Here is a 12,232-nt window from a genome sequence, read left to right on the forward strand (position 1 = left end):
TTTGTCGAGTGCGAGCGAGACAAACGCCGAGATTTTTGGTTTTCGGGGCGTCTGACGGTTGTCTACACCCGAACCGTCTTTCCGACGTCGTTCGCTCTCGCTTTCCCGTACAGGTACTCCGCCGCCGCCGCGTCGAGTACCGCGGAGCCGACACTCTCGACGAGTAGTATCTCGTCGTCCGACTGCCGGCCGATTTTCCCCTCGAACACGTCGGAAAGCGGCAGGAGGTCGGCCTCCGAAAGCCCGGATTCACGCACGTCGCCGACGGCCGCGACTGGTTCGGGCACGTCCGCGAAGACGCGGGCCGCGCGCTCGAACGTCGCGGGACCGACTTCCTGCATCTCGCCGGTGTAGGCACCGATGGCGATGACGAGCGTTCCGGGAGCGAGCCACTCAGCCGAAAAGACTGGTTCCGTACTGGTCGTCGCGGTGACGACGACGGTCGCGTCCGAAACGGCCGCTTTCGGCGACGTGACGGCTTCCGCGTCGAGACCCGCGTCTCGGAGGTCGGCGGCACACGTCTCGCGCGACTCACTCGGCGAGTAGATGCGGACGGATTCGACGTCGGCCGCGGCGGCGATGGCGCGGGCTTGCCACCGAGCCTGCGTTCCCGCGCCGAGAACGCCGAGTCGGACGGGACCGGTCGAGAGATGCGTCACGGACAACCCGCCGATACAGCCCGTTCGAGCGTTGGTAATGACCGTTCCGTCGAGAAACGAGAGCGGAAGGCCGGTTGCCGCGTCGTTGAGGACGACCTGCGCGTTCACGGGCGAAAGCCCGCGGTCGGGGTTTGCGGCGTGAACCGAGGCGAGTTTCGTCGCGTACATCGCGCGACCGTGGATGTACGCCGGCATGGTCAGCGCCGTCCCGAGCGGTGGGCGAGTGTCGCGCTCTGGCGGTAGGTCGCCGGTATCGCCCGTCGTTTCCTCCGCGTCGTCTTCTCTCACCTCGCTGTCCGCGTCCATGTCGATGCCGACGGGGAAGTGCGCCCTCGGCGGTCGTTCGACCGCTCTGCGACCCTGTTTGACGAACGCCGCCTCGACCACCGGGAGCAACTCCGGAAGCGAGAGGACCTCGCGGACGGCGTCCGCCGAGAGAATCCGAACCATACGTCACCTACTCGGGGCTGTCTGGTGAACGTTTCGTGAATTGCTAGTGTGTCACATATAGGGTCATGACGATGAAGGGAGTTCAAAAACGACTATGCACGCTCTCATCGTCGGCGGCGGTATCGTCGGACTCGTATGCGAGAGAGACGTGTCGGCGCTCTCGCTCGACCGATTCGAATCGGGTGAGACGTTACGAAAACAGAACGTGGCGTAGACGAGCGTCGATGCTCACGCGCTCATGTTGACGACGGCTCGGAGTTCGCCGAGGACGCGAACCGGGTCGCCAACGTCGCGCGACGCGAGGACGCGATAGCGGTCATCGTCTTCGACGACTCGGTACGTCACCTCGCCGTCGTCGAACTCGTAGGCCGGATTCGACTGAACGAGAACGGCGTCAACGTCGTCTCTGTCGTCCGGGCGGTTCGGTGGTTTGACGATGAGGGCCGCCTCCTCGCCGAGGCAAATCGTAGACAGCATCGCGTCCAAATCTCGCATACGTCTTCGTCGCCCGTGGGAGTGCTGCCGATATGAAGGTATCCTCTCAGTTCCGACGCGGGGTGCGACCCATGTGCAGTCTGCGGATTACGCCCCTTCGAGTGAAACTGTTATGCCACGTCGAACACGATATCGACTATGGGTTCGACTCCCTCTCTCCCGTCTCCACAGTCGCTTCCTCACGGCGACGCTCCGCATGTTGCGGCCGCGTACACGATGGCGGCTGCAGCATTCGTCGCCGCGTTCGTGTTCGTCCTCGGCGTGAGCGCACTCGCTGTCTTCGAGTCCGTTCAGGCCGCGTCGCAGCCGTGGGGTAGCTCGTTCTTCCTTTTATTTCCGCTTCTCGGGCTCGTCGCTACCGTCATCGTGACGCCCGTCGCGTTCGCAATCGGCATCTTCGTGTGGCGTTGGGTCGTCCCGACGGGCGCATCTGCCAGACGGGGCGGCCTCGGTGGCGTCGTGACCGTCCTCGGGACGTATCTCGGTGCGGCCCTCGTGGTGTCGGTGCTCGGTGCACTCGCGGTCTTCGCCGAGAACGTCCAGTCTGCGATGTTCTTCGACCAGTGGACGCTGGCCAGGCTCATCGGGGGACTGGAAGCGGGTGCGATTGCCGGTCCAGTCGCGCTCGTCTACGGACTCATACTGACGTGGTGGATTACCCTCCCTGTCGGATTCGTTGCAGGCTGGCGGCATCAGCGACGGTCGTGACACTACGCCCCACGATTCCGGAATTGTTTTGAATGAACACGTCATCCCCGAAGATAATGGCATCCGAACCTGTCTGTGATGGTGTCTGCGTCACTCACGAACCGACCACCGACGGGTTCGGCTTTTTCTTTCTGACCGCCTGAGGTCGGCGGACTCCACTCGGGTGTGACCGCGCCCGACGGACGAAACCGACCCCCTCCGGTCAGACTCGCCGGCACGGCGAGGCTTCGAAACTGCTAACCGACCACCAGACGGCTAACGCCACAACGAACCAGATGCGACTTCCGGAATCACAGGTCGCGGTGTTGAACGCCGCGAGCGCCACGGACGAACAGACGATAGCACAGTTAGCGGAGGAGACGGACCTGAAGCCCGAAACGGTGACGGGTGCCGTCTTCGACCTCCGCGACGACGGTCTCGTCTCCGTCACGGAGACCGTCGAAGAAGACATCGAACTGACTGACGAGGGCGTCGAGTACGCCGACGACGGCCTCCCGGAGGTTCGACTCTACCGCGCCGCGCTCGACGTGGACGACGGCGAATCGGTCCCGATGGGACAGGTTATCGGCGCGTCGTCGCTCGGCGGTCCCCAAGTTGATATCGCGCTGTCGAACTTCGCGCGAAAGGGCTACGGCCGCATCGACTCGGGCGAACTCGCCCCCGACGCGGACGCCGACCCCGACAGTGACGAAGAAGCCGCCGCGCTCGCGGCGCTCGTCGCGGGCGACGAGGTCACCGCCGACGTGCTCGACCAACTCGAATCGCGGAACCTCGTCGTTCGCCACGAGCGAACTATCCGCGCGGTCACCCTCACGGACGAGGGCGTGACGGCGCTGATGGAGGGCGTCGAGGCGGCCGAAACGGTTGACCGACTCACGCCCGAGATGCTCACCTCCGGTGAGTGGGAAGACGTCGAGTTCACCGAGTACAACGTCGAAGCCGACGCGCCCGGAGTTCGCGGCGGCAAGAAACACATCCTTCGGCAGACCGCAGACCGCGTGAAAGACGTGCTCGTCGGCATGGGCTTCGCGGAGATGGAAGGCCCGCACGCCGACGCGGACTTCTGGATAAACGACTGCCTGTTCATGCCGCAGGACCACCCGGCGCGAACCCACTGGGACCGTTTCGCCCTCGACGTACCGCCGATGGAAGACATCCCCGAGGACCTCATCGACCGCGTTCGCTCGGCCCACCTGAACGGTGTCGGCGACGACGGTGACGGCTATCACTCGCCGTGGAGTGAGGACTTCGCCCGCGCCGTCGCCCTGCGTGGCCACACTACGTCGCTGTCGATGCGCTACCTCTCCGGTCACGAAGTCGGCGAGTTAGAGCCACCGCAGCGGTACTTCTCGGTCGAAAAGGTCTACCGCAACGACACGCTGGACCCGACGCACCTGCTCGAATTCTACCAGATCGAGGGCTGGGTGATGGCCGAAGACCTCTCGGTACGCGACCTGATGGGTACCTTCGAGGAGTTCTACTCGCATTTCGGCATCACGGACATCCAGTTCAAACCGCACTACAACCCCTACACGGAGCCGTCGTTCGAACTGTTCGGCCGACACCCCGAGACGGGCGAACTTATCGAAATCGGCAACTCCGGGATGTTCCGCGAGGAAGTCCTCTCGCCGCTCGGCGTCGAGTGCGACGTGATGGCGTGGGGACTCGCGCTGGAGCGTCTGTTGATGCTCATGTACGGGTTCGACGATATCCGCGACGTCCACGGAACGATGTGTGACCTCGATCTGCTCCGCGAAACGGAGGTGCTCAAGTAATGCCTGTCGTAGACGTTCAACCAGACGAACTGCGCCGCCTGACCGGCCACGAAGACAAGTCCGACGAGGAGTTCAAAGACGACCTGTTCGCGCTCGGCCTCGAATTCGAGGGCGTGACCGACGACGGGGCGTTCCAACTGGAGTTCGGTCCTGACCGTCTCGACCGCCTCTCTGTCGAAGGCGTCGCTCGGTCGCTTCGTTACCAGTATGGCGATGCCCGCGGCGTGGCCGTCCCGAAGACGAACGACTCCGATTGGACTATCGCCGTTGACGAGTCAGTCCCCGAAGAGAGACCCTACGTCACGGGTGCGGTCGTCCGCGGCGTTGACCTCGACGAGGCCGCGCTCGACTCGCTCATCCAACTGCAAGAGAAACTGCACGCGACGATGGGCCGAAAGCGCGCCAAAGGTGCCATCGGCATCCACGACCTGACGATGCTGAAAGGCGAGGTGCTCTCGGAAGACGCCTCGGGGAACACCATCACCTACACCGGTATCGAACCCGACGGCGACACCTTCGTCGCGCTCGACTCCGACGAGGAACTCACGCCCGCCGAAGTGCTCGAACGACACGAGACGGGCCGGAAGTACGCCGACCTCGTAGGTGAGTACGAGCGGTTCCCTGCCATCTACGACGAAATCGGTCTCTTCTCGTTCCCGCCGGTCATCAACGGCCGCCGAACCGAAGTTTCGACCGACTCGCGCGAATTGTTCGTTGAACTGACCGGGACCGACCAGTGGACTATCGACCGGATGTGCAACATCATCTGCTACGCGCTGGCCGCCCGCGGGGCAACTATCGAGGATATCAAGGTGCAGTACGAAGGCGGCACCGTCGTCAAACCCGACTTCGAAGTCGAGACGAAACGCGTCAGTCACGACCGAATCGAGACGGTCCTCGGTGTCGAATTGGAACTCGACGAGGTCATCGACCTGTTCGAGCGCTCCGGACTGGACGCGGATGCGGAACTAGGCGATGAGACCGTCTATGAGGTCTCTATCCCACCGTACCGCGTTGACGTGCTTCACCCACTCGACCTCGTTGACGACGTGGGCCGCGCCTACGGCTTCAACGAACTCGAACCGCGCTACCCCGACGTTGGCACGGTCGGCCAGCGCCACGAGCGTTCCCGACTGGAAGACGCCGCGCGAACATCGCTCGTCGGTCTCGGCTTCGAGGACCTGCTCAACTTCCACATGATATCCGAGGAAGAGAACTACGAGCGCATGGATGTCGAACCCGGGACGGCGACGCTCGGCGGCGGCGACCCCGTCTCTATCACCGAACCGTACAGCGAAGACTACACTATGCTCCGCTCGTGGGTGCTCCCGTCGCTCACGATGGTTCTGGAGAATAACACCCACCGAGCGTACCCGCAGGACCTCGCGGAAATCGGCCACGTGGCCCACCGCGACGACGACGAGAACACGCGCGTTTCTGAGGCTCGCCACGTCGCCGCCGTGCTCGCTCGTCACGACGCGACCTACGAAGACGCGAAAGGTCGGCTCGCGGCCCTCTGCCGCGACTTCGATGTCGAACTCGAGACGCCGCCGACAGACCACCCGTCGTTCATCTCCGGACGGACCGCCGCTGTCGTCATCGACGGTGAGGAAGTCGGTGTCGTCGGTGAACTGCATCCCAAAGTCATCGTCGAACACGATCTCGAACTACCGGTCGCGGCGTTCGAGTTCGACCTGTCGGCGCTCGCGTAAGCGCGCTCTCGATTCGACTTTTTACGAGCGTCTCACCGCCGAGCGGTGAGCACTGCTGACCGAAAGCGAGACGACGAGAAACGCCACCGCGTGGCTCAGCAGTAGCACATGCGTGGCTGTTTGAACCCACTTTCCGGCCGGAGTCTCGGCGTCGCGCCCATCATCGCTCCGACAAATTCGGCGATGAACAGTCGTTCAGGACGTTAACAATAACTTGTGGTAATTTACAATTCTACGTCATTCCTTTTGTGCATTTAGTCAGAATACGATAGAAACTTTTAGGATGTAACTCGTTGCGGTTCTCGTATGAACGATTATGAATTACACCGTGAGACTCTCGCGGTGACCCACGGCGAACGCGGCCAGACACCTGCACCGGGCGTCGAGGACGTTACCATCCCGGTCCATCTCTCTTCGACGTACTCGATTCCCGACGTAGACCCCGATGCCGACCTCGAATCGCTCGACCCCGACGCGGGCGAGTATCTCTACTCTCGGCTCTCGAATCCGACGCGGAACGCTCTCGAACACCGACTCGCGGCGCTCGAAGGCGGTACACACGCGCTCGCGTTCGTCTCCGGGACAGCGGCTATCGCGGCGACCATGACAGCGGTCGTCCACCCCGGGGACCACATCGTCGCGTTCGAAGACCTCTACGGTGGCACGAAGACGATGCTGAACCGCCTGTTCGCCGAGCGACTCGGCGTTGACGTGACGTTCGTCGATGCGACCGATACCGACGAAGTCGAAGCCGCGATGCGCGACGAGACGCGACTCGTCTGGATGGAGACGCCGTCGAATCCGCTCATGCACCTCTGTGACATCGAGGCGATTGCGGCTATCGCCGACGACTGGAACGCGGTTTTCGGCGTTGACAACACGTTCCTCAGTCCGTACTTCCAGAACCCGTTGTCGCTCGGTGCCGACGTGGTCGTCCACAGCACCACGAAATATCTCAACGGCCACTCTGATTCCATCGGTGGTGCCGTCGTCACCGACCGCGACGACATCATGGACGAACTCGCGTTCCTCCAGCGCGTCGGCATGGGGTCGATGCTCTCGCCGTTCGACTCCTATCTGACGCTCCGCGGCATCAAGACGCTCCCGCTTCGGATGCGCCAACACGAGGAAAACGCGATGGAAATCGCGCGCTTCCTCGAATCACACGACGCCGTCACGCGCGTCCTCTACCCGGGTCTGGAGTCGCATCCGCAACACGACCTCGCCGCCCGCCAGCAGTCCGGATTTGGCGGCGTTCTCTCGTTCGAACTCGACACCGACCCCGACGGCACGGCCGCGTTCCTCGGACACCTCGACGAGTTCCCGCTCGCGGTCAGTCTCGGGGGCGTCGAAAGCCTCATCGAACACCCGGCGACGATGACGCACTCGCCGCTCTCGCAGGCCGACCGGGATACTCTCGGTATCTCGGATTCGTTCCTTCGGCTGTCCGTGGGTGTCGAACACGTTGACGACCTGCTTTCGGATCTCGACGAAGCGCTGGCGACGGTCTGAGAAGCCTCTTCCGTTTCACCGCTCGGTCGCTCGAAATCCGTCACGTCGGCCATCTAACCGAGGCGTTTAACAGTCCGCCCGGCAGTAGGTACGGCAACGCAATGCCGAGCGGAGAATACGACCCGGAAACCGTCGAGGCGAAGTGGCAAGAGAGGTGGGTTGACGAAGACCTGTACGCATACCCGGAGCGTGCGGTAGACCCCGACACTGTATTCTCTATCGACTCGCCGCCGCCGACGGTGTCCGGGAGTCTCCATTGGGGCCACGTCTACGGCTTCACCCTCCAGGATTTCGTCGCCCGGTTCAACCGGATGCGCGGCAAGGAGGTCTACTTCCCGTTCGGATACGACGACAACGGTATCGCGTCGGAGCTTCTGGCCGAGGATGAACTCGGTATCAAACACCAAGACTACGAGCGACGTGAGTTCCAGAATCTCTGCCGCGAAGTCACCTCGAAGTACGAAGCGGAGTTCACCGAGAAGATGCAGAACCTCGGTATCTCCATCGACTGGGAACAGACGTACCAGACCATCTCACCTGAGGTCCAGCGCGTCTCCCAGCTTTCCTTTATCGACCTCTACGAGAAGGACCGCCAGTACCGCCAGCGAGCGCCGGCGATTTGGTGTCCCGAGTGTGAGACCGCGATTTCGCAGGTCGAGACCGAAGACGACGAACAGCACGCGCACTTCCACGATATCGAGTTCGGCGTCGCCGACTCCGAGGAGTCGTTCGTCATCTCGACGACGCGCCCCGAACTCCTTCCTGCCTGTGTCGCCGTCTTCGTCCACCCCGACGACGACGAGAACGAACACCTCGTCGGACAGGAAGCCGAGGTGCCGCTTTTCGGTCAGACCGTCCCAATCCTCGAAGACGAGCGCGTTGACCTCGAAACCGGGACCGGGCTCGTCATGTGCTGTACCTTCGGCGACCAGACCGACATCGAGTGGTATCAGGCCCACGACCTGCCGCTCCGCGTCGCTATCGACGAATCCGGTACGATGACTGACGTTGCGGGTGAGTACGCCGGACTGTCTGCGAACGAGGCGCGCGAGGCTATCGTACCCGACCTCGAAGACGTCGGCGCACTGCTCGAAAAGCGGGCCATCACGCACACGGTCAACGTCCACGAACGCTGTGGCACGAGCGTCGAGTTCCTCGTCAAAGACCAGTGGTACATCAAACTGCTCGACAAGCGCGAGGAGTACCTCGAAGCGGGTGAGCAGATGGACTGGTATCCCGAAAAGATGTTCACGCGGTACAAAAATTGGATCGAGGGACTCCAGTGGGACTGGGCCATCTCTCGCCAGCGCTCGTCGGGGATTCCGTTCCCGGTCTGGTACTGCGAGAACTGCGAACACGCCGTCGTCGCCGACCGCGCGGACCTGCCGGTTGACCCGCTTTCGGACGACCCGCCGGTCGATCGCTGTCCCGACTGCGGCCACGACGAGTTCGTCGCCGAAGACGACGTGTTCGACACGTGGGCGACCTCGTCGCTGACGCCCCTCATCAACGGTGGGTGGGACTGGAACCCCGAAACCGAGACGATGGAACTCGAACAGCCGGAACTCTACCCGTTCGACATGCGCCCGCAGGGCCACGACATCATCTCCTTTTGGCTGTTCCACACGGTCGTCAAATGCTACGAGCACACCGGCGAAGTTCCGTTCGACAGCGTGATGATAAACGGAATGGTCCTCGACGAGAACCGCGAGAAGATGTCGAAGTCCGTCGGCAACGTCGTCTCGCCCGACGAGGTCCTAGAGAAGTTCCCAGTCGATGCCGCTCGCTACTGGGCCGCCGGAAGCGCCGTCGGCGACGACCTGCCGTATCAAGAGAAAGGTCTTGTCGCGGGCGAGAAACTGATGCGAAAGCTCTGGAACGCCTCCAAACTCGTCGAGAGCCTCACCGAGGACGCGCCGGAATCGTTCGACCACGACGACCTGGAGGCCATCGACCGCTGGCTTCTCGCGTCGCTCGACCGCGAACTCGAATTCGTCACCGAGAAACTGGAGACCCGTGAGTTCTCGAAGGCGCGCGACCGCCTCCGGAGTTTCTTCTGGCACACGTTCTGTGACGACTATCTCGAAATCGCAAAACAGCGGCTTCGAGAGGGCGACGACCCCGCGGCGGCCTACACGCTCCAGACCGCTCACAAGCGCTTCCTCGTCTGTTTCGCACCCATCCTCGCACACGTTACCGAGGAACTGTGGCGCGACATGTACGACGAGTCGAGCGTTCACGACCAGTCGTGGCCCGACCCGCTCGGACTCGACGCCGACTTCGAGGCCGGCGAAACCGCGATGGCCGTCGTCGGCGCGCTCCGGAAATACAAAAGCGACGCACAACTCTCGATGAACGCGCCGCTCGGCGAGGTCGAAGTTTACGGGCACATCTCTGGTCTCGAAGACGACATCAGCGGCGTGATGCACGTCGATTCGCTCACCTCGACCGACGAGGAGCCGCCTATCGAGTCCGTCATCTCGGGTATCGACCTCGACTACTCCATCGTCGGCCCCGAGTACGGAAGCAAGGTTCCGGATATCGAGGCCGCACTCGCACAGGACGACTACGAACTCGTCGGCGACGAACTCCACGTCGCCGGTGTCGAACTCGGTCCAGACGCGTTCGAGGTCAACGAAGAACGTACCTACTCCGGCGAGGGTGAGTTCGTCGAGACCGACGGCGCACTCATCATCATCAAAGACTGAGGTTCAATCGGTTGTTGAAACGCCCTCAAAAACGTTTTTTACAGGTCTACACCGACAGCGTCGGCGACTGAGTCGAAGCCGTCGCGTTCGAGTCGTTCGACGAGTCCGCGGTTGATGTTCCGGGCGATAGCCGGGCCTTCGTAGACCATGCCCGTGTAGAGTTGGACTATCGACGCGCCGGCCCTGATTTTCCGGTAGGCGCTTTCTGCGTCTGAAACACCGCCGACGCCGACAATCGGCGCGTCGGTCCGCTCGGCGATGAACCGAATCATGTCTGTTGCGGCCGATTCGATTGGTTTTCCGGAGAGACCGCCGCGTTCGGCTTGGTTCGGGTTCTGAAGTGAGTCGGGGCGCGACGTGGTTGTGTTACTCGCAATGATGCCGTCCAAATCGAGGTCGTTGACGACGTCGAGGGCCTCTTCGACCGCGGGGTCCGGAAGGTCGGGCGAGAGTTTCACGAGAAGCGGGTTGGCACCGGCATCGACGAGCGTCCCGAGAATCGCCTCCAGCGAGTCGCGGTTTTGCAGGTCGCGGAAGCCCTCGCTGTTGGGACACGAGACGTTGACGACGAAGTAGTCTGCGCCGTCGGCGACACGCTCGTAGGTGTAGCGGTAGTCCTCCGGGGCCTCTTCGGTCGGCGTCACTTCGGAGAGTGCTAGGTTGACGCCGACGGGAATGTCGGGGGTTGCTCCCGTCGAGAGTCGTTTTCCGACTACGTCCGCGCCGTCGTTGTTGAGACCCATACGATTGATGAGCGCCCCGTCTTCGGGCAGGCGGAACATCCGGGGACGCGGGTTGCCGGTCTGTGGCTTCGCCGTTACGCCACCAACTTCGACGTGGCCGAATCCGAGCGCCGTGAGGACAGTCGGTAGTTCCGCGTTCTTGTCGAACCCCGCGGCGATTCCAACCGGATTCGAGAAGTCGAGTCCGAACGCGCTCGTCGCAAGTCGCGGGTCGGTGACGCGGTATCGGCGTTCGAGTAGTGATTCGACGGGCGTCCCGCGGACCGTCTTGAGGAGTCCGTGGATAGTCCCGTGTGCGGTCTCCGGCGGGAGCGAGAAGAGAAACGGCTTGGCGAGAGCGTAGGGGTTCATTGTGGTACTTTGTGCGGTTCGCTGTCGGTGGAATTATTTCGAGACGTCACGGGGTCGTATCAGAAGTCGTGTTCGACCTGTTCTGGGTCTGCTTTCTGAATGATGATTTTGCCGTCTCGAACGCGAACGAATACCTCGTCGCCGATCTCCATTCCGGCGACTGCGAGTTCATCTTCGTGGAGGTTGACGTGGACGTTGTGGTACTCGCCGTTTTCGTCTTTGGCGCCACTCGGACTGAGCTTCTTTTTCCGGACCATCTGGGGGTCTATCCGTTGGTTCGCCGCAGGGAATACATAAGTGTTGTCTCCGTCTGCTCGTTGAGGGTGATTTTTCGCCTCGAACTGACGCTCACATCCGATTACATATTCATCTTTTGACTACTATAGGCACCTCTCGCTGGGGCAAGTATATAAGTACAGTACCGTCGTCGGTCGAAAATCGGCGATATATTTATGACGTGCCATGTGGTTCATTGGCATAGAGGTGGAAAATCATGGTACGCGAGGACGGTAAGCGGAACTTTGTGCTCCGAGAGGAGGACGGTACAGAGACAAGTGTCTTCTCGGGAAGTATGCCACGCCAAGCGGCGCTCAAGGCGGCACGCCGGCTCGACCCTCACGGTTCTGAAGATGAGGCCGAGTCGAACGCAATCGAGATTCGGCTTCGAGAGAAGGGAACCGACAAGGTTCACATCTTCGACGCGTGGGCGTGGAACAGCGACGCACCCGAAGATAAACCGGGGTGGATGGAAGGGAAGATTACCAAGGGGAACGTCTCCAAAAAGGGAATCGAGCACCTCGACGAGTAGCCTGACGAACGCTCGACCTTCTTAACGCGCGTGTACGCACGTGCGTGAAAGACTTAATTCGCCAGTCGATACGCCTTTCACGACAGCCCTGTCAGTTTCGTCTGCGCGACCAACACCCGGTCAGACCGCACGTACAACGCGGGGGATGAACGGCCGGCCTCCAGTCGCGCGACATTATCCGTTGAGAGTAATCGCCATTTATGCACTTGTCCGCCATGAAACCGCATGACGATGCGCCTTCGGTTCGACGGCCTTAAATGTAACCGTGGCATTGGAAGTAATGTGAAGAAGCGCACGGGGGTACTCCCCCC

At 61.9% G+C, this 12,232-nt stretch carries 10 protein-coding genes and 1 pseudogene; 7 read left to right on the forward strand and 4 right to left on the reverse strand.

What is annotated here, in order from left to right:
• Positions 1-62: 62 nt before the first annotated feature.
• A complete protein-coding gene (locus C440_RS09575) occupies positions 63-1,109 on the reverse strand; it encodes an ornithine cyclodeaminase family protein (protein ID WP_008320217.1) in 1,047 nt (348 codons plus the stop codon).
• Between the two features lie 97 nt (positions 1,110-1,206).
• Between C440_RS09575 and C440_RS18240 the strand changes: the two are divergent.
• Positions 1,207-1,323, forward strand: a pseudogene (locus C440_RS18240) (NAD(P)/FAD-dependent oxidoreductase); the annotation flags it as partial.
• A 14-nt stretch (positions 1,324-1,337) separates the two neighbouring features.
• Here the strand turns inward: C440_RS18240 and C440_RS09580 are convergent.
• A complete protein-coding gene (locus C440_RS09580) occupies positions 1,338-1,604 on the reverse strand; it encodes a hypothetical protein (RefSeq protein ID WP_008320218.1) in 267 nt (88 codons plus the stop codon).
• Between the two features lie 138 nt (positions 1,605-1,742).
• Between C440_RS09580 and C440_RS09585 the strand changes: the two genes are divergently transcribed.
• The 5 genes from C440_RS09585 to C440_RS09605 all read left to right on the forward strand — a co-directional run bounded on the left by C440_RS09585 (position 1,743) and on the right by C440_RS09605 (position 10,019).
• Entirely contained in the window at positions 1,743-2,312 is a 570-nt protein-coding gene (locus C440_RS09585; RefSeq protein ID WP_008320219.1) for a hypothetical protein, read from the forward strand.
• A 275-nt stretch (positions 2,313-2,587) separates the two neighbouring features.
• Positions 2,588-4,087, forward strand: a complete 1,500-nt coding sequence (gene pheS / locus C440_RS09590; RefSeq protein WP_008320220.1) for a phenylalanine--tRNA ligase subunit alpha — start codon at positions 2,588-2,590, stop codon at positions 4,085-4,087.
• Positions 4,087-5,799, forward strand: coding sequence for a phenylalanine--tRNA ligase subunit beta (pheT, locus tag C440_RS09595; RefSeq protein WP_008320221.1), 1,713 nt, complete (start codon positions 4,087-4,089; stop codon positions 5,797-5,799). Before pheS ends, pheT begins: the two co-directional genes overlap by 1 nt.
• A 306-nt stretch (positions 5,800-6,105) precedes the next feature.
• Positions 6,106-7,311: a trans-sulfuration enzyme family protein gene (locus tag C440_RS09600; RefSeq protein WP_008320223.1), complete on the forward strand. Its 1,206-nt coding sequence runs from the start codon at positions 6,106-6,108 to the stop codon at positions 7,309-7,311.
• A 101-nt stretch (positions 7,312-7,412) separates the two neighbouring features.
• A complete protein-coding gene (locus C440_RS09605; protein ID WP_008320224.1) occupies positions 7,413-10,019 on the forward strand; it encodes a valine--tRNA ligase in 2,607 nt (868 codons plus the stop codon).
• Positions 10,020-10,057: 38 nt separating this feature from the next.
• Here the strand turns inward: C440_RS09605 and C440_RS09610 are convergent, their stop codons facing one another.
• On the reverse strand, positions 10,058-11,113 hold the full coding sequence (locus C440_RS09610; RefSeq protein WP_008320225.1) for a quinone-dependent dihydroorotate dehydrogenase: 1,056 nt from the start codon (positions 11,111-11,113) through the stop codon (positions 10,058-10,060).
• A gap of 59 nt (positions 11,114-11,172) precedes the next feature.
• Positions 11,173-11,370 carry a hypothetical protein gene (locus tag C440_RS09615; protein WP_004059056.1) on the reverse strand — a complete coding sequence of 66 codons (198 nt, stop codon included), beginning with the start codon at positions 11,368-11,370 and terminating at the stop codon, positions 11,173-11,175.
• 236 nt (positions 11,371-11,606) lie between these two features.
• Between C440_RS09615 and C440_RS09620 the strand changes: the two genes are divergently transcribed.
• On the forward strand, positions 11,607-11,921 hold the full coding sequence (locus C440_RS09620; protein WP_008320226.1) for a non-histone chromosomal MC1 family protein: 315 nt from the start codon (positions 11,607-11,609) through the stop codon (positions 11,919-11,921).
• Positions 11,922-12,232 lie beyond the last annotated feature (311 nt).

The organism is Haloferax mucosum ATCC BAA-1512 (assembly GCF_000337815.1).
Classification (GTDB): domain Archaea; phylum Halobacteriota; class Halobacteria; order Halobacteriales; family Haloferacaceae; genus Haloferax; species Haloferax mucosum.